This is a genomic window from Laspinema palackyanum D2c, assembly GCF_025370875.1.
GTDB classification, from domain to species: Bacteria; Cyanobacteriota; Cyanobacteriia; order Cyanobacteriales; family Laspinemataceae; genus Laspinema; species Laspinema palackyanum.
In genome coordinates, this window is record NZ_JAMXFD010000038.1 from 22,426 (window position 1) to 48,473 (window position 26,048).

14 protein-coding genes are annotated in these 26,048 nt (G+C 47.6%); 5 read left to right on the top strand and 9 right to left on the bottom strand.

The features are described 5' to 3' along the window. Window positions 1-476: 476 nt before the first annotated feature. Window positions 477-9,245: a PAS domain S-box protein gene (locus NG795_RS26115; RefSeq protein WP_367291531.1), complete on the top strand. Its 8,769-nt coding sequence runs from the start codon at window positions 477-479 to the stop codon at window positions 9,243-9,245. Between the two features lie 50 nt (window positions 9,246-9,295). On the opposite strand, the gene NG795_RS26120 is transcribed toward NG795_RS26115, so the two are convergent. After that, a complete protein-coding gene (locus tag NG795_RS26120) occupies window positions 9,296-9,466 on the bottom strand; it encodes a hypothetical protein (protein ID WP_367291532.1) in 171 nt (56 codons plus the stop codon). A gap of 1 nt (window position 9,467) precedes the next feature. On the opposite strand from NG795_RS26120, the gene NG795_RS26125 reads away from it, so the two are divergent. Then, window positions 9,468-13,217: a PAS domain S-box protein gene (locus NG795_RS26125; RefSeq protein ID WP_367291533.1), complete on the top strand. Its 3,750-nt coding sequence runs from the start codon at window positions 9,468-9,470 to the stop codon at window positions 13,215-13,217. Beyond that, a complete protein-coding gene (locus NG795_RS26130) occupies window positions 13,214-14,356 on the top strand; it encodes a response regulator (protein ID WP_367291534.1) in 1,143 nt (380 codons plus the stop codon). Before NG795_RS26125 ends, NG795_RS26130 begins: the two co-directional genes overlap by 4 nt. A gap of 93 nt (window positions 14,357-14,449) precedes the next feature. Here the strand turns inward: NG795_RS26130 and NG795_RS26135 are convergent, their stop codons facing one another. The 4 genes from NG795_RS26135 to hemL form a co-directional block, all read right to left on the bottom strand. Next, complete coding sequence (locus NG795_RS26135) at window positions 14,450-14,896, bottom strand: Mpo1-like protein (protein ID WP_367291535.1); 447 nt, start codon at window positions 14,894-14,896, stop codon at window positions 14,450-14,452. A gap of 17 nt (window positions 14,897-14,913) precedes the next feature. Beyond that, complete coding sequence (locus tag NG795_RS26140; RefSeq protein ID WP_367291536.1) at window positions 14,914-16,626, bottom strand: N-acyl-D-amino-acid deacylase family protein; 1,713 nt, start codon at window positions 16,624-16,626, stop codon at window positions 14,914-14,916. A gap of 88 nt (window positions 16,627-16,714) precedes the next feature. Further along, on the bottom strand, window positions 16,715-17,332 hold the full coding sequence (locus NG795_RS26145; RefSeq protein WP_367291537.1) for a YybH family protein: 618 nt from the start codon (window positions 17,330-17,332) through the stop codon (window positions 16,715-16,717). Between the two features lie 178 nt (window positions 17,333-17,510). Then, on the bottom strand, window positions 17,511-18,809 hold the full coding sequence (gene hemL / locus NG795_RS26150) for a glutamate-1-semialdehyde 2,1-aminomutase (protein WP_367291538.1): 1,299 nt from the start codon (window positions 18,807-18,809) through the stop codon (window positions 17,511-17,513). A 289-nt stretch (window positions 18,810-19,098) separates the two neighbouring features. Here hemL and NG795_RS26155 point away from each other — a divergent pair, with 289 nt between their 5' ends. Then, window positions 19,099-19,971, top strand: a complete 873-nt coding sequence (locus NG795_RS26155; protein ID WP_367291539.1) for a calcium-binding protein — start codon at window positions 19,099-19,101, stop codon at window positions 19,969-19,971. Window positions 19,972-19,976: 5 nt separating this feature from the next. Next, window positions 19,977-20,627 carry a bifunctional phosphoribosyl-AMP cyclohydrolase/phosphoribosyl-ATP diphosphatase HisIE gene (gene hisIE / locus NG795_RS26160; protein ID WP_367291540.1) on the top strand — a complete coding sequence of 217 codons (651 nt, stop codon included), beginning with the start codon at window positions 19,977-19,979 and terminating at the stop codon, window positions 20,625-20,627. A 285-nt stretch (window positions 20,628-20,912) separates the two neighbouring features. Here hisIE and NG795_RS26165 read toward each other — a convergent pair whose 3' ends face one another. The 4 genes from NG795_RS26165 to NG795_RS26180 form a co-directional block, all read right to left on the bottom strand. After that, window positions 20,913-22,187, bottom strand: coding sequence for an MFS transporter (locus NG795_RS26165; RefSeq protein ID WP_367291541.1), 1,275 nt, complete (start codon window positions 22,185-22,187; stop codon window positions 20,913-20,915). A gap of 257 nt (window positions 22,188-22,444) precedes the next feature. After that, on the bottom strand, window positions 22,445-22,909 hold the full coding sequence (ruvX, locus tag NG795_RS26170) for a Holliday junction resolvase RuvX (RefSeq protein ID WP_367291542.1): 465 nt from the start codon (window positions 22,907-22,909) through the stop codon (window positions 22,445-22,447). Between the two features lie 73 nt (window positions 22,910-22,982). Then, the gene (locus NG795_RS26175) at window positions 22,983-24,230 is read right to left on the bottom strand and encodes a GNAT family N-acetyltransferase (protein ID WP_367291543.1); all 1,248 of its coding nucleotides are present in this window, start codon (window positions 24,228-24,230) and stop codon (window positions 22,983-22,985) included. A 177-nt stretch (window positions 24,231-24,407) separates the two neighbouring features. Next, window positions 24,408-25,601: a F420-0:Gamma-glutamyl ligase gene (locus tag NG795_RS26180; RefSeq protein WP_436836091.1), complete on the bottom strand. Its 1,194-nt coding sequence runs from the start codon at window positions 25,599-25,601 to the stop codon at window positions 24,408-24,410. Between the last annotated feature and the right edge of the window lie 447 nt (window positions 25,602-26,048).

Genomic DNA, 26,048 nt, shown 5'->3' on the forward strand with positions numbered 1-26,048 from the left:
TCATGCTCGGGGGGGCGAAACCGATTAGCTCAGGGCGATCGCCCAAATCTAGCGTTTCCCAGACTCACAAACGGATAGTTACTATCCGTGAGAGGATCTTGCTCGCTTTTGACTAGAGCCAGCAAAATGCTCGCACTCCCAAAAATTAGGACTGACCCAGTTTGAACGCGGCCCCCCTAAATGTAGGGGCAATTCGCAAAAGACGCCCCTACATTGAGGGGAGAGTCTCAAAATCTGCGGAAGTCCTAAAATGGACCTGATAACGGTGGGAACCGCTAGAGTGGGTCAGTACAGGATTAGACTTCATAGACCAGAAACCGGGTGTTACCACCGCCGCCTTGTCTTGAGCATGAATCAGTTAGATCCGGGGTCAAAAAACCCCGGGTCCTGGCTTAACTGTACCGACCTTTTCAACGCGATCGCTTCGGGAATCTGCTCAGAATTCAATCCACTTTTTTGCTGAAAATCGAGGTTTAATGATTACCCTTTCAGACGTTAGTTTAACCCAAAAACTGTACGAAAGCAGTAATTCTGAAGTCTATCGCGGGTATCTGCAAGCATCGGGACAACCCGTGATTTTGAAAAGTCTTAGAAATGCCTATTCCGTTCCCGAACGGTTGGGGTGGTTTTGGCGCGAATATGAAGTTACGCGATCGCTAAACTTATCCGGAATCCCCCAAATCTATGGGTTCAGCAACGAGGGCAACAGTCCGTTTTTCCTGTTAGAAGATTTTGGGGCTGAATCCTTAAGCCGGTTAAAAATTGCCGGACAACTAGACCTGAGAGATTTTTTGAAATTAGCCATTGATATCACGGAAATTCTCTCACAAATTCACGACAAAAACATCATTCATAAAGACATTAACCCCAGCAATATTGTCTTAAATCCCCAGACTGGACAAGTCAAAATTATCGATTTTGGCATTTCAGCGGTGTTATCTAAAGAAAATCCGATTTTCCAAAATGCCAATCGGATTGAAGGCACCTTATCCTATATGTCCCCAGAACAAACCGGGCGGATGAATCGGTGCATTGACTATCGCACGGATTTTTATTCCCTGGGGGTAACCTTTTACCACCTCTTAAGCGGGACCTTACCCTTCCAAAGTGAGGACCAGATGGAATGGGTCCATAGTCATATTGCCAAACCGCCCATTTCTCTCCAAACTATTAAACCGCAAATTCCCGCCACCCTGTCCAACTTAATTGCCAAATTAATGGCTAAAAATGCCGAAGAACGCTATCAATCGGCTTATGGATTGAAGGCGGACTTAGAAGAATGTTTGCGGCAGATTCAGACTGAAAACACCATCAACACCTTTTCCTTGGGACAGCAGGACCGTTCGGACCGATTTCAATTACCCCAACAATTGTATGGACGGGAAAGAGAAATTCAGACCTTATTGGCGGCATTTGAACGCACTGCCGAGGGGAATCGGGAACTGATTCTGGTGGCGGGATATGCCGGGGTGGGTAAATCCGCTTTAGTCCGAGAAATTCATAAACCCGTCGCGGCTAAACGGGGTAATTTTATTTCGGGAAAATTTGACCAATACCAAAGAAATATTCCCTATTTAGGGCTGGGACAAGCCTTCAATGAGTTTTGTAATTTTATCTTAGGGGAACCCGAAGCGGTCTTTGCTCAATGGCGCAGTCGAATTTTAGCCGCCCTCGGTAATAGCGGGCAGATTTTAATTGAATTAATCCCCAATTTAGAAAAAATTATCGGAGCTCAACCTCCCGTGGCGGATTTGGGGGGACAGGAAGCGCAAAATCGGCTGCATTGGGTGGTTCAAAACTTTTTGAAAGCCCTTTGCGATCGCGAACATCCTCTGGTGATTTTTCTCGATGACCTCCAGTGGTCTGATCTGGCTTCTTTAACCTTGTTAGAAGCGATTCTGAGCGATCGCGATTTGCAATTTTTGTTGATAATTGGGGCCTATCGCGATCATGAAGTCGATGGCACCCATCCCCTGATGATGACGAAAGCACATCTGGAAACCGAATTCCCGAACCTAATCACCATCGCCTTGGACAATCTCGCCGGTTCTGATGTGGCGGACTTAATCGCCACCACCCTACACTCCCCCCGGTCCTTGGTGCAATCCTTAGCCGATTTAGTCTATGCCAAGACCCGGGGTAATGCCTTTTTTACCCTGGAATTTTTGAATTTCCTCTATCAGGACGGGTTGATTTATTTAAGTGGCGATCGCCAAACCTGGAACTGGAATTTGGCCCAAATTGAATCCCTCGGAATCACCGATAATGTGGTTGATTTAATGGAGAGTCAACTGGTCAAATTTAACCCTGAAACCCAAACCCTCTTACAGTTGGCCGCTTGTATTGGCAGTCCCTTTGATTTGGAAACCTTAAGCCGAATTGCGCGATCGCAACCCGAGGCGGTGTTAAGCCATTTATTTTCCGCCTTGCAAAGTGGATTTGTCATTCCCATCAATGAAAATTATAAATTATTGAGGGTGCTTCCCGAGATTGACACCGGAAAAATTCAGTTTAAATTTTTGCATGATCGCGTTCAACAAGCCGCCTATTCTTTAATCCCCCCAGCTCAACTTCGCGATCGGCACTTAGAAATTGGACGCTTGCTCTGGAGTAGCGCCAATCCCTTGGCCCTCTCCCTGGAAGACCCCTCCTTGGAGTTACCTGAAGGCTTATTTATTATCGTTAATCATCTCAATCAGGGGAGTGAGTTGATGACGGAAGAATTGGAAAAAATAAACCTGGCTCACCTCAATTTATGGGCGGGCAGAAAAGCGAAAATAGCCAGTGCTTATAGTCTGGCCGCTCAATATTTAAACCACGGGTTGAATCTGTTACCCTCCCCGAGTTGGCAGACTCATTATGACCTCACGCTCCAGCTTCACCTAGAAGCGGTAGAAGCGGAATATCTAACCACCCATTATCCGGAAGTAAAAGCCCGGGCAGCGGTGGTGCTCAACCAGGCCCGAACGCTGTTAGAACGGGTCAAGGTTTATCAAATCCTCATCCAATTGTATAGTGGGATTAACCAGCTTCAAAAAGCCGTTGATACCAGTTTAATGGTGTTGGAAATGTTGGGGGTTTCCCTAGCTGAATTAGTCCCCATTCAGTGGGATATTGGGGAATTATCCTCTCTTCCCTTGATGGAGGATGCCGATAAATTAGCGGCGATGCAGATTTTAATGAGCGTCTGGGGGACAGCGCTCATTGTGACCCCGGAATCGGTCCCCAGAATGGCCTTGACGATGGTCAAGCTCTCCCTGGAATATGGAAATTCCCCCTGGGCAGCCTTTGCTTATGCCTATTATGGGTTTAATCTTTGCCGTTCAGGGGAGATAGAACGAGGGTATCAGTTAGGACAGTTTGCTTTAGAATTGTTAGAGCGGTTCGAGAGTGCAGAAAGCCGCTGTAAAGTCTATCATATTTTTAATGGATTTATCCGACATTGGAAAGAACCTCTCCCAGAGGCGATCGCGGGTCTAAGGACTACGGTGCCTCTAGGGTTGGAAACCGGGGATTTAGAATATACCTGTTATGCCACGATGCAATATAGCTGTTACTCTTTGCTGAGTGGGGAGCCTCTAGGGAAAGTCATCAAAAAGCATGAAGACTCTTTGCAAATCATTAAGAAATGCCACCAAGAAATTCAATTTTATTACACGAAAATTTGGTTGCAATTGGCGTTAAATTTCCGGGGAGATGCCCGGGAATTTGAGCGGTTAAATGGGGAAGCTTTTGATGATATCCAAGACCTGGAACTGTTAACCCAAAACAAGAGTGAAACCTCTTTATTTTGCTTCCATCTAGCCCAAGGGATGCTCAGTTATTATTTAAAAGATGGGCAAAAAGCGGTGGAGAGTCTGACGATCGCCTCGGAATATGAAGCCGCGATCGCCTCCTTGATGCCCTTGGGTCAACTGCCCTTTTATGATTCCCTGGCCCGATTAGCATTATATCCCTCTCTGGAGGGGCCTGAGCAACAAGAGGTCCTGCAACGAGTGGAACTTAATCAAATGCGCCTGCAAGATTGGGCCAACTCTGGACCGATGACCTATCAACATAAATATGATTTAGTCGCGGCCGAAAAAGCCCGAATTCTCGGTCAAAATTGGCAAGCTGCGGAATTATATGAGCGGGCCATTGTTGGGGCTATGGAGCATCATTTTATCCAGGAAGAAGCCTTAGCTTATGAGTTGGCGGGAGAGTTTTATTATCAGCGGGTGATGAGCCAAATTGCTGAACTTTACATCCAAAAAGCCTATGCCCTCTATCAACAATGGCAAGGTGGGGCAAAAGTTCAACAATTAAGCGCCCAATATCCCCAGTGGTTGGACAAACCCCAAAAACCGAGTGAGTCCGAGAATCTGAGTGGAAATCAGTCAGAAACCATTCAGTCAACTAGCAGTAACCCGGAAGTGGTGTTGGATTTAGTCAGTATTTTAAAATCATCAGCAGCCCTGACGCGGGAAATAGAAATCGACAAGCTTCTTGGGGCTTTAATGAAAATTCTGATTGAAAATGCCGGGGCGCAAAAAGGCTATTTAATTGGAGAAGAAAACGGGGAATGGATGGTTCAAGCCGCCATTGATGAAAATCTGGTCACGACTCAACCGGGAATCCCTTTGAATGCCGTAGGAGAAAGAACAGGGCATAACTTTCTCTCCGGGGCGATCGTCCGCTATGTGATTCGGACGCGGGAAACGGTGGCTTTAAACGATGCCACATCCGAAGGACCCTTTCGAGGCGATCGCTATATTCGCGCCTTGCAGCCGAAATCCATCCTCTGTATGCCTATTTTAGACCGGACGAAACTCAGTGGGATTATCTATTTGGAGAATAATCTCATTTCCGGCGCATTTCCTAGCGATCGCCTGGAAGTTTTAAAATTTTTATCGGTCCAGGCAGCCATCTCTTTAGAAAATGCCAAACTTTATACCTCCTTGCGCCAAAGTGAAAGCAAATTCAACCAATTTTTAGAAGCCCTCCCCATTGGAATTTCTGCCCTAGATCCTACCGGGAAATATCATTATATGAATCAGGCGGGACAGCAATTGCTCGGACCCACCCCGGCGCCTATTTCCTTAGAAGAAGTCTCCACCTTTTATCAAGTTTATCTCGCCGGTAGCGATCGCCTTTATCCCCAGGAACAACTCCCGGGCATCCGGGCCCTGCAAGGGGAAGCGGTCATGGCAGAAGATTTAGAAATTGAACGGGCAGGGGAGAGAATTCCGCTTCAAGTGTATTCCACACCCATTTTTGACGAAACCGGGCAGGTGATTTATGCCATTAATGCCTTTACCGATATCAGCGATCGCAAACAAGCCGAAAAACTGATAGCCGACTACAACCACACCTTAGAGGTGCAAGTAGCCGAACGTACCGCAGCCTTACGTCAAAGCGAAGAACAGTTTAGAAAATCCTTTGAAAGTGCCGCAGTGGGAATGTGTTTGGTCGCCCCCACGGGGCAGTTATTAGATGTCAATACTGCGGTTTGCCAGATGTTGGGATATTCTAAATCAGAATTATTAGCCCTGAACATTCAAGATATTACCTATCCCGAAGACCGTCTCAGTGACAAAAGTCACTTAGAGGAACTGATACAAGGGCAAATTTCCTATTATCATCTGGAAAAACGCTACCAAGATAAAAGTGGAAAAATCATCTGGGGATTGTTGAGTGCTTCCCTGGTGCGCGACAGTGACAATCACCCCCTTTATACCATCAAGCAAATCCAAAATATTACCCTGAGAAAAAACCTGGAACTCAACCTCCAGGAAAAAACCGAAGAAATCGATCGCTTCTTTACGATGTCCTTGGATTTACTCTGCATTGGCGACCTGGATGGGTACTACCGCAGAGCAAGTTTGGGCTGGGAAAGAACCCTCGGATACAGTATTGCGGAATTAGAAGGACGGCTGTTTAAAATTTTCGATTTGGTCCATCCCGATGACTTGGAGTTAACAGTCAACGCAATGGCAGACTTGAGCGATGGCAAAGAGATCATCAATGTGATCAATCGCTATCGCCATAAAAACGGCTCTTATCGGTGGATAGAATGGCGTTCCATGCCCGCAGGTGACCTGATTTATGCAACCGCTAGAGATATCACCGAATCCCGAGAAGCGCAAGAGAAACTTCGCCACAGTGAAGCCAATTTAGCCAAAGCTCAGGAGATTGCTCATATTGGCAGTTGGGAATTTGATCCGGTGAATCAAAGTACCCTCTGGTCCGAAGAACTCTATCGGATTTATGGATTAGAACCCAGTCCGACCCCCCCCTCTTTAGAACCCCTTCACCCCCGGATTCATCCCGAGACTCCCTGGTTGGAACAACGGGAAATTCAAGACAAATTGAGGGCCGGTGAACCCTGGGAACTGAACCAGCCGGTTCAGTGCCCGAGTGGGGAAATTCGGGAGATAGAAGTGCGCGGCGAACCCGTTTTTGATGGGGAGGGAAACCTGCTCAAGTGGGTGGGTACCGTCCATGATATTACCGATCGCCAACAAATTGAAGCTAAACTCCGCCAGAGTGAGGCGGCATTGCGAGAAGCGCAACGGATCGCCCATATTGGCAGTTGGGAACTGGACCTGAAAACCGACCAACTCACGGCATCGGAGGAATGGTTCCAGATGTTTGGGGTTGAGTCCACAGACCCGGAATCCGCTTATCAGGAGCATTTTAAGGCGATTCATCCCGAGGATCGAGTCCAACTGCAAGAGAATCTCAACCGGGCGGTATTGGAGGGAAGGTCCTATCAAATGGACCTGCGGATTATGGAAGGCGATCGCATCTGCCGATACTTAGAAGCGCGAGGGGAAGCGGTTCGAGACGAGAGGGGATCGGTGATCCATCTGCGAGGAACGCTCCTGGATATTACGGAACGCAAGCGCACAGTCCTAGCCCTGAGCGACAGTGAAGAACGATTTCGCACCGCCTTTGACTATGCCGGAATTGGCATGGCCCTCGTCGGACTCGATGGCCGATGGTTGAAAGTTAACCGGGCCGTTTGCGAGATTCTCGGCTATTGCGAGAGTGAAATGTTAACCCTTGATTTCCAAACCATCACCCATCCCGATGATTTAGAAATGGATTTAAAGTATGTCACCAAATTGCTGGGGGGTGAAATCGGGTCTTATCAATTAGAAAAACGTTACCTTCACAAACAGGGGTATTTTGTGTGGGGACTGCTAACGGGTTCCTTGGTTCGCACCAGTGAGGGGGAACCGTTACATTTTATCGCCCAAATCCAGGATGTAACGCTTCAGAAACAGGCGGAACAAATTCTGCGATCGCAGATGCAACGAGAGCAGGTGTTGAGTCAATTTGTCCAAAGTATTCGCAATTCTTTGGAGTTGACCACGATCTCATTTAGTGCCGCCCATGAAAGCGGACGGCTATTAGGGGCGGATCTGGTGAAAATCGTTCAATATTTCCCCGAGGAGGGGTTGTGGCGGAATGTGGCGGAATATCAGCCCTTTGATACCGTCCCGAGTACCCTGGACCTGGATATTCCCGATGCCGGAAACCCCATTACTGAGGTGATTAAAGACTTACAACCCGTGGCTTTATCGGGGTGGGAACCGCAGCCGGAGGATCCTCGGGTGGAGTTGCTGGGCCGCTTGGCCGGTCACTGGTTGATTTTACCGTTACAAATGCGGACCGGGGTCTGGGGCGCTTTATGTTTAGCGCGGAATTTAAGTGAATCCCCTTGGGACAGTAGCCAGATGGAATTGCTCCTAGCCATTGCCAATCAACTGGCGATCGCCCTCAACCAAGCGGAACTCTACCAACAGGTGGAAAAAGCCCGAGAAGCTGCGGATATGGCCAATGAAGCGAAAAGTGCATTTTTGGCGAATATGAGTCATGAATTGCGATCGCCTCTCAATGCCATTCTGGGCTTTGCCCAACTGCTCCTGTCCCATCCCTCTTTATCCGAGGATGTCAAGGAAAATATCGCAATTATTCAGCGCAGTGGAGAGCATTTACTCACGTTAATTAATGATATTTTGGATTTGGCAAAAATTGAGGCCGGACGAACTACAATTTTACCCACGGATTTTAATCTTTCTAACCTCCTCGATGATTTACAATCCATGTTTAGCCTTAAGGCCCAACACAAAAGATTGGACTTCCTTGTAGAACGATCACAGGAGGTCCCGGAATATATCCGCACCGATGAGATTAAATTACGGCAAGTGCTGATTAATCTGATCGGGAATGCGATTAAGTTTACCCAGAGGGGTCAAATTTCGGTAACCATCCAGGGGATACCCCGGGAAGGGTTATCCAGTTTCTCACAGGGGAGTACCCTGAACTTGGTTTGTGAAGTGTCCGATACCGGACCGGGGATCGCCCTGGACGAGTTAGACCGGCTGTTTCAACCCTTTGTGCAAACCAGTACGGGACTCGAAGCCCGAGAGGGAACCGGCCTGGGATTGTCAATTTCTCGCAAGTTTGTGGAGTTGATGGGCGGATCCATTCAGGTGCGATCGCAGATTGGGGAAGGGAGTACCTTTAGTTTTGAAATCCCCGTAACCGTAGCAGCCGCGAGTGAGTCTAAACCGATTCCCCCGCAACGGCGCGCTTTGGCCCTAGAACCGAACCAACCCCAATACCGGATTTTAATCGCTGACGATCGCCCCGATAATCGCACCTTTGTGGTTAAATGCCTGAAGCCTCTTGGATTTGAACTGTTAGAGAGTAGCAACGGTCAGGAGACGGTTGCTCTTTGGGAAGAATGGAAACCCCATTTAATTTTTATGGATCTAAGAATGCCGGTAATGGATGGCTATGAGGCCACTCAACAGATTAAAGGGTCGATGAAAGGCCAAGGAACCGCGATCGTGGCTTTAACTGCCAGTTATCTTGAACAGGAAAATGCGGTGGGTCTTTCCTCTGGATTTGATGCTTTTATCCGTAAACCGTTTCGGGATACGGAACTGTTTGACTGCTTGACTCAACAGTTAGGGGTGCGCTTTGTGTATGAAGACCCCGGGGAATCATCGATGCCCCCATTGGCCGTTCCCCCGGTCCCTTTAACCGAAAGCGATTGGAGTGACATTCCCCTAGACTGGTTGAATTCCTTTAACGTCGCCACGAAATCTTGTGATGTAGAATTAATGGTAGCCCTGTTGCATGACGTTCGCGATCGCCATGAATCCTTGGCCAATACCTTAACGAACTGGACCCAAAATTTTGAGTTTGAGCAAATCTTAACCTTTATCCAATCGGTCCTAGATTCACCCTAAAGACCGAGGGCTAAGGATTCTTAAACCGCAAGAAGCAGTTTGGGTAGGGGTTAATGGAGATGGCATGACTCTAGCTTCTTCCATTCGGATAGATGAGAGAGCCGATTCAGGGGATCGGCGATCGCCATAAATCCCCCCTTTGAATTCCCGAACTGCCTAGACCCCGGATTTCCCGTTTCAATCCATTTTTCATATTCATTGTATCGGCGAGGTATTGACATAATGAAAACAGAGGGAGAGCGGTCTTATAAAGGCGAGGTTTTGGTCGTTGATGACACCGTAGCTAACTTAAAACTGTTAGTGGATTTGCTGTCAGGTCATGGGTATAAAGTCCGAGCTGCACCGAGTGGAGTCTTAGCACTTCAGGCGGTGGAGGTCAATATTCCCGACCTAATTTTACTGGACATTATGATGCCGGACCTGAATGGGTATGAGGTTTGTAAAAGGCTCAAATCTCAAGAAGAAAGTCGCCATATTCCGATTATTTTTATTAGTGCTTTATATGAGACCTTTGATAAGGTTAGAGGGTTCGCCGTGGGCGGGTCGGATTATATTACAAAACCGTTTCAGGAAGCGGAAGTCTTAGCCCGGATTGAGCATCAAGTCAAACTGCAAAAATTAGAGGGAGAATTAAGAGAGCGCAACTTTCAACTAAGCTGGGAAATTCAGCAACGGAATGCGGCGGAACGGGAAAAAGATAGATTAATTGTTTCTTTACAAAAAAGTCAAAGGTCTTTAGCTACGGCCCAACGAGTGGCCGGGGTGGGCAACTGGGAATTGAATTGGTTGACTCGGCATTTAGTGCTCTCCGATGAAATGTTTCGAGTTCTGGGGATTCCACCTCAACTCAAACCCAGTTTTGCTGAAGTGTTAAAGACGATTCATCCCCATGACCGCAGGCGGTTTTCTAAAACCTTAAAGCAGGCGATCGCCTCGGGGAGTTCCTATCAAATTGAGGGTCGAATCCAGCGACCGGATGGGGAAATTATCTATGTAGAGGCCAAAGGAGAAGTGATTCTCGACCTCAACGGCAAGCCGAGTCAAATGTTTGGCACAATTTTAGATATTACTACCCGCAAACAGGTCAAAATTCAGTTACAAAAACAATTAGTCCGTAGCGAACTTCTGAGGGGCATTACAGAAAAAATTCGCTCGGAATTACAGCTAGAAAAACTGCTAGATACTGCGGTGCAAGAAATTAGAGATGCTTTTGGGGTGAGTTGCACCGAAATTCATACCTACCGAGAAACCCGAAATCCCCCCTTGCAAATTGCCGCTTTCGCCGTGGCGCAGGAGTGCCAAGGGAGTCGGGAGTTGGAACTGCCTCTGGATGAAACTCCCTACGCCGAACAATTTAAGACAAGCGATCGCTCCGTCGCCATCAATGACTTGCAAAGCGATCCATTATTTCAGCCGGTTTTGGCTCGATACCCAAAGTTTCAGGTCAAATCCATGCTATTGGTGCGGACCTCTTATAGAGGACAACCTAATGGGGCCTTGGTCTTGCATGAGTACGATCGCCCCCGGGAATGGAGCTTAGGAGAAATCGAGCTGATTGAAACCATTGCGGCTCAAGTCGGGATTGCGATCGCCCAAGCCAATTTTCTGAAACGGGAAAAACAAGCCCGCACCAAACTCAACCAACAAAACCAGCAACTTCAACAACAAATTAACGCCCGAATCCTCACGGAAACGGCCTTAAAAACCAGTGAAAGCAAATATCGAAACCTTGTTGAAACTTCTCAAGATTTAATTTGGACTATTGATACAAAAGGACGGCTCACCTTTGTCAATGCGGCGGTTCGAGAGATTTATGGATATACCCCCTCCGAGGCCATTGGGCGATCGTTTACGGATTTGATTCACCCCAGTCGGTGGAGTCAGGACCAAGAATTTTTCCGCCAGATTCTCCTGGAAGAACAAGAAATTTCTCAATATGAAACGACTCATATCACCCAAGCCGGAACCCCGATTTACATGATGCTGAATGCGATCCCATTGCGGGATGAAGCGGGTTTTGTGATTGGCATTACCGGGACGGCGAGTAACATTACGCAGCTTAAACAGACCCAAGCTAAACTGATTGAAACCAACCGCCTGCAAAAAGCTATTCTGAATAGTGCCGAACATACGATCATTGCCACAGACCCCCAAGGCACGATTCTCACCTTCAATGCGGCGGCTGAACGATTGCTGGGCTACAAGGCGCAAGAAGTGACCGCCCAGGCGAATGTGGTCATGCTCCACACCCGGGAAGAACTTCAGGAACGCGCGGCCACCTTAACCGCTGAACTGGGGGATGCGATCGCCCCAGGATTTGATGCGATCGTTGCCAAAGCCCGTCAGGGGGTCCCGGATATCCGGGAATGGACCTACCTCCGCAAGGATGGGTCTCGCTTCCCGGTGTGGCTTTCGATTACCGCATTACAAGATACAATGGGTCAGATTACCGGATTTCTCGGCATCGGCAGCGATATCACCGATCGCAAACAAGCGGAAGAAGCCCTCAAACAAGCGGCGAGCGCCGCAGAAATGGCTAACCATGCCAAAAGTGAATTTCTCGCCAATATGAGCCATGAATTGAGAACCCCACTCAATGCGATCCTCGGCTTTGCTCAGGTGATGGCCGGGGACCCTTCCCTCCAACCGGAACATCAACAACAAATTGAAATTATCAATCGCGCCGGTTCTCACTTACTGGAACTGATTAATGACATTTTAGAAATGTCTAAAATTGAAGCCGGGAGAACCACCTTAAAACTAGAACCGTTTGACATGGGGCAGATGCTGCGAGATTTAGAAGATATGTTGCGGTTTAAAGCCCATGAAAAAAATTTGCTCCTCATCACCAAAGTTGCCTCAAATGTTCCCCTGTACATCCGCGCCGATCAAGCCAAATTGCGCCAGGTGTTAATTAACATTTTGGGGAATGCTATTAAATTTACCCAAAAGGGTTCCATCACTCTGCGGGTTCACCAGCGGAATGGAGAGTGTGAATCGGGGATTCATCGGGATTCCTGTGCCTGCTTTCTTCAGTTTGAAGTCGAAGATACGGGCTCGGGAATTGCACCGGAAGACATGAACCTGATTTTTGAAAGTTTTGGTCAAACGGAAATGGGACGCAAATCCGGCCAAGGAACAGGATTGGGTTTACCCATTAGTCGTCAATTTGTGCGAATGATGGGGGGTGAAATTCAAGTCAGCAGCATCCTGGGAGTCGGCAGTACCTTTATCTTTGCGATTCAGGTTGAACCTGTGCCGCCGAGTGAAGTCACCCAGACTCAATCCAAGGGGACGGTGATTGGGTTAGCCCCGGATCAACCGAGTAAACGTATTCTCGTCGTGGACGATATGTTAGAAAGTCGGTTGTTGCTCGTCAAACTCCTGGGTAATATCGGCTTTGAAGTGCGCGAAGCGGAAAATGGACAAGAGGCGATCGCCGCATCCTTACAGTGGCAGCCTGATTTAATTTTAATGGATATCCGAATGCCCGTCATGGATGGCTATGAAGCCACCAAACAGATTAAAGCCATTGCCGGAAATCAGAAACCTGCTATTTTGGCCCTAACTGCCGGTGTATTTGAGGAAGATCGTTCGGCAGTATTGGCTGCCGGATGCGATGACTTTCTTCGCAAACCTTTAGAAAAAGATGAACTCTTTGAAAAAATCGGATCCCATTTGAATGTAAAGTATATTTATGCAAAAGATATTTCTCCCTATCACCGCTTAAATCCAGAGCGTGAACCCGGGGAAATCTCCTCGGATCAACTCAAATCTTATTTGGAAAGAATGCCCACTCACTGGATAGAAAAAATTTATGATGCTGCTGCTCAATGCAGTGATGATATGATTATAGAATTAATAGAAGAAATGCCTCCAGATTTTGAACCGGCAGGTCGGGCATTAAGCCAATTAGCCGAAAATTTTCAATTCCATCAGATTATGCATTTAACCTATTTGGAGGATTTATGATTCCAGGGTCAGTGGACTTGAAGAAGCCGGTTATTTTAATTGTTGATGATCAGCCGGATAATTTACGAGTGCTCTCCTCCATGCTTGTCCTCAAAGGGTATAACGTCCGCAAAGCCTTAACGGGGGAAATGGCATTAGCCACCTGCGAAAAAGTTGTTCCGGATTTGATTTTATTAGATATTATGATGCCGGATTTAACCGGCTATGAAGTCTGTGAATCCCTCCAGTCCAACCCCCTCACCAGCAAAGTTCCGGTGATTTTCCTCAGCGCCCTTGATGATATCACGGCCAAAGTCAAAGCCTTTAGTTCCGGAGGGGCCGACTACATTACCAAGCCCTTTCAAACTGAAGAAGTCCTGGCGCGAATCCATAAACAACTGACCATCGAGCGTCTACAACGGCAACTCCTTCAAAAAAATCAGGAGTTACAAACCCTGAATGAGGAATTACAAAGATCTAACGTTGAACTAGAGCAATTTGCGGCGATCGCCTCCCATGATTTGCAATCCCCCTTACAATTAATCATGGGCTATGCCGATATGTTACTCTGGAAATATGATACCTTACTTGATGAAAAGGGCGAACATTATTTAAGTGAAATTTCTAAAGCCACTCAGCGCATGAATCAACTCATTCATGATTTACTGTCCTATTCTCGGGTCCGAGTGGGGACAGCAGAACTTGAAACTATTGATTGTGAAGAAGTCTTAACCGAAGCCTTAGCTAATTTACAAGATGATATCAACGGCAGTGGCGCTTGGATCACCCACGATCCCCTCCCCATCGTCCTGGGCGATCGCACCCAACTGATCCAGCTTTTTCAAAATATCCTCAGTAATGCCATTAAGTTTCGCCGTCCCCAAGTGACCCCGGAAATTAACATTTCTTTCACCCTCCATCCTAACAATTTGGCTGAATTTAGCATTCAGGATAATGGCATTGGCATCGCCGAGGAAGATTATCCCCTAGTTTTTGAAATCTTTAAACGAATCCATGCTTATCATAAATATCCCGGCACCGGAATCGGCATGAGTCTGTGTAAAAAAATTGTAGAGGTACATGGGGGACGCATTTGGCTAAACTCTCAACTCAATAGCGGCACCACTTTTTTCTTCACCCTCACCCTCCCCAGTCCGTAGCAAACCTAAAAACCTCAAATTACCCTCTTCTTAAGTTCGTAATACCAACTTCCCTCGCCATCTTTCTTCGTTCGTAGTAACGACTTGCTGTCGTTATCCTTCTTCGTTCGTAGTAACGACTTCAGTCGTTATCTTCCCTCCCCCTAACTTTCCCATCCCTACCCCCAACAGTTCAACCCGTTGCCGAACATCTTCCTTATACTTACCCAAAAGAATACGCCACAACATTCGACCCAAACAGAAAGAAGCACGCCAGGAAAACACCGCATCCCGGAGTTCTATCTCACTGCGTTCAAACCAAAAATGACCCATTAATCCCGTCAACTGCGTCAGGGGTAACCCCAACAAGAACCAGGAATTCTGAAACCACAACGCCGCAAAAAGTACCGCGTAAAAAATAAAAATCCCCACAACGTGCAACGCCACATTCATCGGATGCTGATGTTTAAGCAGAAAAATATCCCAATACTCGGTAAAGGGAACATCCTCCAGGCGATCGCCCCGACTATCTCTCACTTTACATTCCGAATCCCCATTCATTTGCTCCCTCACTCCCTTCATCCCTCCAACGGAAACAACACCGTCCCCAGGGGTTCAGAACCCAGGCGATCGCTCACCTGACCCTGAGACACCACCGGAACACCTTTGATATACACCGAGTGGATAATTTGATCCGAACCCCGCTTCACCATCCGAGGTTCTCCATCTAAAATTGGGTCCAATATTTCCACGGGAGGGGCGATCGCCTGCCGCAACCCCAGAGGATTCAGCAACACCAAATCCGCTTTCCCACCCACCTTCAACACCCCCGTATCCAGGCGAAACCACCGCGCCGGTTCTCCCGTCACCCGATGAATTGCCGCCTCGGGAGTCATAAAATTCGTGGTTACCGCTTGTTTCAACAACGATAAAGCGCCATCATAATAGCCCAAATTCCGAACATGAGCACCGGCATCGGTAAACCCGGGCAAAATATCCGGATGTTTCATCATCGCTAACCGGGGTTCGAGGCGATCGTTTGCACCCGTCGCCACCCAGCGCAAATCCGTATCATACCGCTGCAACAAATCCATAAACAAATCCACCGGGTCCCGCTGCATTTTCTTCGCAACCGCAGCAAAACTTAACCCCTGCCAACTCGATTCCGGACAGCTTAAAATTTCCATCAATTTCAAGTCTCGATGAAAAGATTTGCGCCACCCATTCAACCAGTCTTTACGAAACTGCTGCCGAAAAGTTTCCGACCCCCACAATGCCTGCCGTTCCTCTCGGGAATCACAACTATTCAGTTGTGCACCCGTAGAGAATTCTTCAAATAAAGGAGTCACGGGACCATCAGAATAAATCGTAAACGGTTCCGTCAGCGTTTGAAAGCGGACATTCCCTCGCAAGAGGCGATTCCAAATCCATAAAAGAGGAGAAAAAATCCGCCACATCTGGCGATTATGCACCGCATCCAATGCCGAGAGAACCGTCAAGCGTAAAGGGGGTTGACCGATGCCCGAACCCAGGGCAATAATATCAAAAAAAGAAGCCAATCGCTGTAAATTGGGAGTAACTTGAAATACGCGATCGCGTTGCCGACACAAATCAGCTAAACGAGCATATTCGGGAGGTTTAGCGTGTTGCGAGGGGATAGTACAACCGCGCCATTCTCCACTCATGCGATGCCAGGGAAACATATCAATAGAAATGCCCAGAAATCCGGCATCTAAAGCAGATTCCGCGATTTGTTCCATCTGGTTCAGTTCCCCTAGCGTGGGGTCAACGGTTAGACTCCGTTCCAACCCCATCACATGAGAACGAACCGCACTATGTCCTAACATTGGGGCAACATTAGGACCGAGGGGTAACTGTTGTAAATGGTGCAGATATTCCCTGGGAGTTTGCCAAGAAACAGATTGGTTTAACCATTTCCCAATCAAACGATGGGAGAGGGTTTCCACCCGCTGAAAAATATCCGCCAACATTTGCGGTTCCCCCACTGCAACAGATAAACTGCAATTGCCAATCACCACAGTGGTGACCCCATGCCGAACCGATTCACTCAATCCCGGGGCAATTTCTAGCTCTAAATCATAGTGGGTATGAATGTCAATAAATCCGGGTGTGACCCAGAGTCCCGAGGCATCTACTACCTGAGCCGCCTCTAGGGAAATATCACGAGAAATTGCAACAATTTCCCCCTGTTTGATGCCAATATCTCCCTGAAATCCAGCGGAACCCAATCCATCAAAAATGAGTCCATTTTTAATTAGTAAATCTAGCATTTTATTTCCTAATAAACCGGAATTTAACTCGAATTTATCGGAAGAACAAGGCCAGCTTTGTTCTTCCTTAAATGAGTAATACTGCCAGTTACCGACGTAACAGAAACATCAACAGCGCACCCACCAACACTCCAGCCACCGATGTGCCAACGGCCATAATATTCCCCCGTTTTTCGGCATAATTTAGAACGGGATTATCTAAGAAATTAGCGGAAAAATGGAGAGATTGAATCGTCCAGGTATTTTGCACTTTTTGGAGAACGGCAGTCCATCGCAGAGGCATAATTTCCTCATTTCCATCTCGAAAATAGAATGTAGAGAGGGCTTCTCCCGAGGCGACTTCTATTTCTGGAGATAAAAAAGTTCGGATGGTTTCTCCCTCCAAACTCATGGTCAACCGTTCAATTGGTCCATCAAATTGTTCATTCCAATAGGTTTCAAATTCGCTGACGGTATGAAATACCTGGTTATCCACCGTAGTAATTGTGAAAGCCGGATGTAAATAGGGTTCAATGCTGGTAAAATCCCGGTTGTTTAAGGCATCTAGGGCAATTTGTCGGGTTTCGAGAATGTTTTGGAGTTCTTGTTCATTCACTGGTTGTCCCAAGGCAGATTCCGGCATCGTGAAGGCGATGGGGAGGGCCAGGAATGCAGTCCACAAAAGCTGACTGCCTCGGAATGGGCGGGGCTGTTGTTGGGTTTTCATGGGGGTTGCTGTTTTAAGTGAGTAATGGTTATCTTTGGTGTTCCAGTCAAGGCTAATTGAAATTTGATATAAATTAACACAAAAAAAACACAATGAGAATGAAGACAATCAGGAATTTGACTCATCCTGATGTTCTTCATTCTCAACAGCTACAGACAATCCGATGGGGTGGGATTAGCTATAGACTAGACATGACCTCATGGGCCATCGCCAAGGTGCGATCGATATCTTCATCGGTATGAGCCAAAGACGTAAATCCGGCCTCAAATTGAGAAGGCGCTAAATAGACTCCCCGTTCTAGCATTCCGCGATGGAAGCGGGCAAATTTGCTCAAGTCGGATTTTTTGGCATCTTCATAATTATGCACAGGTCCGGGATTGAAAAATAACCCAAACATGGCACTAATTTGACCGCCACAGGCTTCATTGCCGGTTTCTTTGGCAATTTTCAGCAGTCCCTGACTCAACTTTTGGGTAATCTTATCCAGATACTCATAAGTTCCGGGTTTGTTGAGCAATTCCAGGGTTTTAATTCCTGCCGTCATGGCTAAGGGATTCCCCGATAGGGTCCCCGCTTGATACATCGGACCTGCTGGTGCCACCATTTCCATGATGTCCCGGCGTCCACCATAAGCCCCTACGGGTAATCCACCGCCAATCACTTTACCCAAGGTGGTTAAATCGGGGGTGACGCCGAATTTTTCCTGGGCACCGCCATAAGCAATCCGGAACCCGGTCATGACTTCATCAAATACGAGTAATGCGCCATGTTCCTGAGTCAGGACCCGCAATCCTTCCAGGAATCCCGCATCTGGGGGAATAAATCCCGCATTGCCGACAACGGGCTCTAAGATTACCCCAGCAATCTCCCCGGGATTTTGCTCAAATAAGGTTTTAACGGCTTCTAGGTCGTTGTAAGGGGCGGTGAGGGTATTGGCGGTGGTGGATTTGGGAACCCCGGGAGAGTCTGGCAGTCCCAAGGTGGCAACGCCGGAACCCGCTTTCACCAGGAACATATCAGCGTGCCCGTGATAACAGCCTTCAAATTTGATTAATTTCTCCCGTCCGGTGAAGGCGCGCATCAGGCGCAAAACCGCCATACAAGCTTCGGTTCCGGAGTTGACAAATCTCACCATTTCGATGCAGGGAACCGCATCAATCACCATTTCGGCGAGGACGTTCTCTTGGTAACAGGGTGCACCAAAGCTGGTACCTTTATTTAAGGCATCATGGAGGGCCGCAATCACTTCCGGGTGAGCGTGTCCACAGATGGCGGGTCCCCAAGTTCCCACATAGTCGATGTATTGGTTTCCGTCTACGTCCCAAACATACGCGCCTTCGACTCTATCAAAAACGATGGGTTGTCCCCCGACGGATTTGAAGGCACGCACGGGAGAACTGACCCCTCCGGGCATCAGTTTTTGAGCGGCTGCGAAAATTTCTTCGGATTTTGTGGTATTGAAGGTCGTTGTAACCAAAGGGATCTCCTTTGCCAGAGGCTTAACAGTTGACTTTGTTTAGAATACGGCTTTTGGGTGGGAAGTGTTTAAGAGGAGCGTCCAAGTTATAATGTCTAATCCTACCCCGAATCGCAGTCCCTAACGCTAGTGCGTTGGTAGAGCGGTTAAAAACTGGGTTCTGGACAGAATCTTTCCTGGCTTTACACTCCAGCAAGGGCGGTGAAACCTGGTTTTTTGTCCTCTTGATCTCCTCCCCACCCAGAAACCTCAGTCCCCAGTGTTAAAAGAGTTTTACCCCACAGAGACTATGCGGGTTTTAGTGACCATTCCTCATGTTTTCAATCCCGAAGGAGGGGGCGGTTATGCATCGTTAAGCCCCGATTCCCAGCCTCGGATTCAAGCCCTGACTCAGTGCATTGAATCGTTACAGGGTACTTATAATAGTCGATCGCAGTTCTATTTTCAGTACAACCAGCAGTTATATACCCTCCCGGCGAATGTCGAAACCTCCGTGGAATTGTCGATTATCATCTGCACTACTCAAGGGTTACATCTGTTGCAACAATTGCCGGTGACTCCCGATTCCTATACCCATCAATCCTTTGCCTGTCATCCCATGCTGTTGGGTTTTGAATGTCACGGGGTGTTAAAACAAAATTTAGGCCGTTATGATTATTATTGCTATTTGGAAGATGATATTATTTTAAGTGACCCAGATTTTTTCCAAAAGTTATCTTGGTTTACGGGTTACATTGGCAATCATGCAGTGCTGCAACCCAATCGATTTGAACGGGTGAAAAAACAGCCGGTTAAAAAGTTTTACATTGACCCGGAGTTAGAATTCAAAACGGGCAAGAAAGATAATTTTGCTCACTATTTTAGTGATAACCTAGTGCTGACCGGAAAAGTTCTGGGTTACCCGATTACAATTAAGCGGGCAGAAAATCCCCATTCGGGCTGTTTTTTTCTGAATCGGCATCAAATGGAACAATGGGCCAATCAACCATACTTTTTGGACCGGGATTCGCGCTTTTTTGGATCTTTGGAAAGTGCAGCAACTTTGGGAATTGCCCGGACTTTTCGAGTTTACAAGCCTGCGCCGCAAAATGCCAATTTTTTAGAAGTTCAGCATTACGGTGACGCTTGGAGTCAGAAAATCAAAGATGTTAAGTTTACATAACCGTTATGTCGGAGACTGAAATGGTAAGCAGTAAAACGGCGATTCCGGTAGATCGGATTCGCTATAATGAACAGGGTTTAGTTCCGGCGATCGCCCAGGATTATCTGGATGGAACAGTGCTCATGATGGCCTGGATGAATGCGGAATCATTGCAAAAAACCCTAGAAACTGGGGAATGCTGGTATTGGAGTCGATCGCGCCAAGAATTGTGGCACAAAGGAGCAACATCGGGCCATCTCCAAAAGGTGCGATCGCTACGCTATGACTGCGATAGTGACTGTCTATTAATCGGCATTGAACAAGTTGGTGATATTGCCTGCCATACCGGGGAACGCAGTTGTTTTCACCAAATTGAGGGCCACATTGCTGCACCTCCGGCAGATACCCTATCCCAGGTATTTGAGGTGATTTGCGATCGGCGGGACAATCCCTCGGAAGATTCTTATACTGCTAGATTAATCGCTGGCGGGGATAATAAAATTCTCAAGAAAATTGGGGAAGAATCTGCGGAAGTGGTGATGGCTTGTAAAGATGATGATGCCAATGCGATCGCCGGGGAAGTCGCTGATTTATTCTATCACTCTATGGTTGCCTTAGCGAAACATAATGTGGATTTGCGCGAGGTTTATCGCAAGTTGCAACAGCGTCGGAAATAAGAAACGACTGAAGTGGCGACACCCGGCGGGGGTTTAAACCCCCGCCTAATAGCTAAAGTCGGTTAAAACCGACTAAAAACACCACAGTATAAGGCTATAAAAACTTACACACTCAAGGGTCTGATTCCCCATATTAAACGTAGCCTGGGCCGAAAGGCTATAGTCTGCCTTAGCCCTCTAATAGAGAAGGAAGATCGAGTTTTAACAATCGGATTTGGTATCAGTCGGTTTCAACCGACTTTAGCTGTTAGGCGGGGGATTGATCCCCCGCCGGGTGTCGCATCATCAAACTTTCGATTCACTCAACCGTTTTCTCTGCACCAACATCCGATCAAGAACCTGTAAAATCCAAATCACAACCCCCACACTAACGACTAATCCGGGCCATAATCCATCAGAAAGGGGACGGGGTAAATCTAACACCCATCCCCCTAGAATAGGGCCGATAAAATAACCGATCGCCCAACATTGAGAGTTCAGAGACAAATAGACCCCCCGCAGCGAAGCGGGGGCCATTTCTGCCACTAAAGAGGAGGCAGCAGGATTGTAAACCACGATCGCGATCGCCAGAATCCCGAGGGCGATCGTTGCTGTTACCAGCGGCGAAGTGGAAATGGTTCCAGTAATGGCAATAAAAATAAATCCTGCTGCCCATAAAAGGCCCGAAATTGCTAATACTTTGGACTGTCGCAAGTTTTTGAAGACTCGGGAAACGGGCAATTGCATCAAGATACAGAGGGCTAAATGCCAGGTAAATAATCCCCCAATTGTTCCGGCGGAAAATCCTCTGCCGGTTTCTTCCGATTCCACAAAATCACTTAAATACAGAGGGAGAGTGGTTTGAATTTGGGCGATATAGGTGGTAAAGATAATATTCACCAAGGCATACACCATTAAGGTGCGATCGCGAAAGGCACTCATCCATCCTTGTAACGGGGGTTTAGAAGCACCCCCCTGGCGCTGAGGTTCCGTAATCGCCATCCAAATTAATCCAAAAAATAGCAAAAATGAGACCGAATCAATGATAAACAGTAACCGATATTCCCCGGTTACCGAAATCAAAAAACCGCCCCAAATCACCCCCACCTGTAATCCTAAACTATCTCCCAGTCGGGCCATTGCATAAGCTTCATGGCGTTGTCCTCCGGTGGTTAAATCCGCCACCACGGACTCGGTAGCAGGCCAATATAAGCCGATACCAAACCCCATGAGAATATTCCCTAAAACTAGGATTTCAAAGCCATTGGCAACGGTTAAGACTGCCGAGGCGATCGCGGAAATAATTGCCGCTGCCAGTAAGGTGCGTTTGCGGCCCCAATGGGGTGAATCCAGACAGGAACCACAGACAATCCGCCCCACAATTCCGGCGATCGAACCGATGCCTAAAGCAAATCCCACCGCAGTTTTAGTTAATCCCACCTCATTGACGAAATATATCGGGGCATAAAACAATGTAAATCCACTGCCTATTCCCGACAACAACCGACCAGAAATTAAAACCCAAACTTGCAGGGGAAGTTTGGGCAACCAATCCAACAGACGATTAAATAAACGTTTCATACAGGAGTTTAAAAAAATGTGATAGGATGCTTTAATCGACGATTGCCTGAAGGCCATTGCCGATAAATCTTTTAATTTTTCTTTAAGTTTAACTGATTATTCCTTAAACTAAATCTATAAAAATGTCGATTGACAAAAAAGAACTGATTGCTAAACTAGCTCAACAAGTGTAGAGGCGATTCGCTTTCTCGCCTCTAAATTTAGGGTTTGACCTCCAAAAATGCGTAATTCCTGTGCAAATATCCCAAACTAACCCATTAACCCTCGTCCGGTTGTTCTGTGGTTTCCGCCTGGATAGTTTTGCGTCGGTCCTCTAACCATTGTTGTAAAATCAAAGCTGCCGCTTTCCGGTCAATTAACCCTTTATTGCGAGAGAGAGAAACATTTTGTTCAATCATCATTTGCTCGGCATAATAGGAAGTGAGGCGCTCATCTACAAACTCGATGGGTAGATTGAGGGCTGCCGAGAGACGTTTGCTGAATTTCTGAACTTGGCGCGCTTGAAACCCAATGGAACCATCCATTGAATAAGGCAACCCTATTACTAACACCTCCACCCCCCGTTCTTCAATAATTGCCTGAAGTTGGCTGAGAGTATCGGCAAAGGATTTGCTTTCAATGGTGGTAATTCCTGTGGCAATTAAACCTGTGCCATCGCAACCGGCGACGCCAATCCGTTTGCGACCAATATCTAATCCAAGTGCTGAAATTTTTTGTGTCATTCCCTCATAAAACCGGACGGACCCAGGGTTAGCCGTTGAGTCATTAGCCAAATTCTGACTAATGACCCAGACTCTAACTCAGGGTATCATCATCCAAGGTCATATCCAATTGCTCACTGGGGAGCAAAGAACCGATATCCTCCATAGAGGATTGGGAGGGTTCTTGTTTCCCTCCGGTGGCGGGAGAGGGTGGCTTAGGGAGCCAAGACATTCGGCTGGGAATGGGTTTGCGAGCCCCTTGTAATCCTTGCAGGACCTCGGATAATTGTAATTCGAGGGAAACGGGCTTAGATTCGCGAAGTTTGTGCCACACCGATCGCGACATTAACAAGCTGTGGGAAATCCGCTGTGCACCCACTTGCTGCAAATATTCTTCCCGTTCTGGTTGATAGTCCGCAGAGGCTAACAGCAGGGACTGGGACGGTAATTCTTGGACAATCCGGGCCATTTGAGCCAGCAGTTCGGGATATAACCAGGTGTAAGCTGGATGCACCGTTAATTCCGCCACATGGGGTTGAGACCCATTGCGACTGAGACGGACTTGAAAATAGCCGATCGCCGCTTTGCGTTGGGGTTCAAACACATACCCACTGACGGTTTCGGTTTTATGCAGCCATTGGCGGACACCTTGAACCACGGCCCCCACCAAACTGGTATGAAAATCCTGGATATGGCGATCGAACACTTGACGCACCAAAGGCGGCATCGCAGCAGTATCCAGTTGATACAGCAGTTGGGCGTCTGCATTGCTTACCGGCATCAAATTGGGCAAATCCGGTTCCCGTTGGGCTAACTGTTCCAACAATTCCGGGGCGATCGCCCAATAGGTCATTTGCGCCAACGGCTGAAAACCATTATGCCGATATAGCGCTAATTCATCTTTTTCATTCACATCCACTTCTAGCAGCCACATCCGCGCTTCCCAGATGGACTCTAAACAATGGCGGATCAGTTGGGACCCAATCCCCAATTTTTCCGAACTGGGGGGAACTACTATTCGGTCAACACGCCAAGTGCTGCGGGTATGGTTAAACGGTGAAATCTGAATCGCACCCCGAATTTTGCGATCGTCTTGGGCGACCCGAACGCATAACCGATTTTGGAGTGGATTAGGAAATACACTCAGCAACTTCAGGGGCCAATACCAGCGGCGAACCGTATCCATTTGAGTCCCGATATCCAGGGACCCATTTTCAATAGAACTGCTGGGACTGCCCGCCTCAATTTCAGTTGCATTTGCAAGTTCTGCCACCGTTTCCAGGTCGCGGTATTGCAGAGGGCGGATCGTCAGAGTTTGATTTTGGGGCAGGTGTGAGGTCATTTTGGAGGGACTGTTTATTCAACATAGCTTGACAGCACCGTGCAAACAGCTTTCTAGGCTTTGCAACCCTCGTGGAACAGCATAGGTGGCTATCGTTCACCCTGCCCGATCGCCCCCCTCACGGAGGAAGGCAAAAGATCGGCGCTGTTCCTTCCTCCGTGATCATCCATCGCTGTTTTAGGATTGAGATTTCCGGCCCGGACGAATCAACACCACAGGGGTTTGCTCGTCGGCATTCCCGGCAGGATTGCTCCGTAAGGATTGCTCTAGTACATCAGTAGAAAGCTCGGAGGAGGCTGCTAATATCTTAACCGCTTTTAAATCGTTCACGTCTACGATAGCAGCAGATAATCCCGTCTGTTGTTTGATGGTGTCAACAACTTGTTGAGGATTATCAGGACCGAGGACAATAAATTGATCGTAGGGAGGCAGGGTCCCGGTGACATCATCAATCAGCCTTGCCTGTTCTCCTGCCAACTGATAAAAGACCCCGGGTTTCCCAAAGACTTTGGCGATCGCCCCAATGAAAAAGGCCAAGGCCACCCGCACAGGTCCCTCAATATCTACCAAAGTCTGCAATCCGCAGGCGGTGGCTAAACTAGAGGTCGGCAAGAAGAAATAACAGAGGCGTTTGGCGACAAATCCCGGCTTAACGGTACTAGGATGATGCCAACGGTCCTGCATAATCGCCACAGGCGTTTCCCCAATGGTCACGATATCCCCAGGTTGAGCATGGGGCATCACATACCGCTTGACGATATCAACGGGATCATCCAAGTTGGTTAAAAGATGGGTTTTAATCGGTAAAATTTCCGAATCTGCTTCGGGAATCTTGCGCCAGTTGGTAGACTCCGAGGGGTCTGGATATTTGAAGGGCACGACCACATGGCGAGTTTTGGGAATGCGGCCCTCGGGTCCATAAGTAACATAGGTGACGGCAATCCAGGCGGCTTTCAGGCGATCGAGGTTGGGTCCCTGAATATCAATCGCCACTTTCATGCGAGTTTTTTTGCCAATTTTGACAATATAGCCAAACCAATAGTTATCATCCCGGGATTTTTCATCCGGGTGCATGGGAATCACTTCTGTGCGGGTGGTGATTCCATCTAGGCTACTGCCAGAGAGGAGTTTGACCTCCGTATGGACTTCCGGCACCATAATTTCTAGGGTGGAGGTGCGGTTGATCAGTTCCAGTTCCCCAATCAGGTGACGGCGTTCCGGGGATAGGACTTCTTCGTGCCATTCTCCCGGGGTCAAATCCAGTTGATTTCCGGGTCTTCTGCGGTATTGGTATTCGATGGCAGCGGCAGCGGTTCCCAGGACCAATGCTGCCGCGCCGAGTGTGATTCCGATGGTGGTTGCGATCGCCACAAGTTTCCCCCTGTTCTCAAAATGTACAAAAATCGCGCAGGTAGCTGACTTCACATCAAGCAGGCAGCCGGTGCATTCCAGGCAATCATCTGCTGAAGTAAGCTAAAAAATGTTTACCACGGATATTTCCCTGGCGATCGGCTGATTTCCGGATCCGTCACCGACGCCCCACCCCTGCCTAGACAAAATGGTGATGATTTCCAGACAAGGGATTAATTTTACTCAATTTCTCTACATTTAGCGTTTTTTCTGATGGACTTGTCCTATATTTAGGATGAAGCAACCCTTATGCTGGAAATCTGCCCCTTACCGGACTGCATCTCATTAAAATGTAACAAGCCTATTTTTCCTAAAAGATTTGTAAACTAATATGAATCCCCTGGGATAGAGTAACGCGATCGCATTAAAAGGGGTCCCTCTATTCTATGGGTGGCACTTCATACCGCT

What these genes read in the sequence shown, in the direction of transcription:
- NG795_RS26175 (WP_367291543.1), bottom strand. Translation starts at nt 24,230, where the DNA reads ATGACCTCACACCTGCCCCAAAATCAAACTCTGACGATCCGCCCTCTG.
- NG795_RS26165 (WP_367291541.1), bottom strand. Translation starts at nt 22,187, where the DNA reads ATGAAACGTTTATTTAATCGTCTGTTGGATTGGTTGCCCAAACTTCCC.
- NG795_RS26135 (WP_367291535.1), bottom strand. Translation starts at nt 14,896, where the DNA reads ATGAATGGGGATTCGGAATGTAAAGTGAGAGATAGTCGGGGCGATCGC.
- NG795_RS26145 (WP_367291537.1), bottom strand. Translation starts at nt 17,332, where the DNA reads ATGAAAACCCAACAACAGCCCCGCCCATTCCGAGGCAGTCAGCTTTTG.
- NG795_RS26155 (WP_367291539.1), top strand. Translation starts at nt 19,099, where the DNA reads ATGCGGGTTTTAGTGACCATTCCTCATGTTTTCAATCCCGAAGGAGGG.
- NG795_RS26130 (WP_367291534.1), top strand. Translation starts at nt 13,214, where the DNA reads ATGATTCCAGGGTCAGTGGACTTGAAGAAGCCGGTTATTTTAATTGTT.
- NG795_RS26115 (WP_367291531.1), top strand. Translation starts at nt 477, where the DNA reads ATGATTACCCTTTCAGACGTTAGTTTAACCCAAAAACTGTACGAAAGC.
- NG795_RS26140 (WP_367291536.1), bottom strand. Translation starts at nt 16,626, where the DNA reads ATGCTAGATTTACTAATTAAAAATGGACTCATTTTTGATGGATTGGGT.
- NG795_RS26120 (WP_367291532.1), bottom strand. Translation starts at nt 9,466, where the DNA reads ATGTCAATACCTCGCCGATACAATGAATATGAAAAATGGATTGAAACG.
- ruvX (WP_367291542.1), bottom strand. Translation starts at nt 22,909, where the DNA reads ATGACACAAAAAATTTCAGCACTTGGATTAGATATTGGTCGCAAACGG.
- NG795_RS26125 (WP_367291533.1), top strand. Translation starts at nt 9,468, where the DNA reads ATGAAAACAGAGGGAGAGCGGTCTTATAAAGGCGAGGTTTTGGTCGTT.
- hisIE (WP_367291540.1), top strand. Translation starts at nt 19,977, where the DNA reads ATGTCGGAGACTGAAATGGTAAGCAGTAAAACGGCGATTCCGGTAGAT.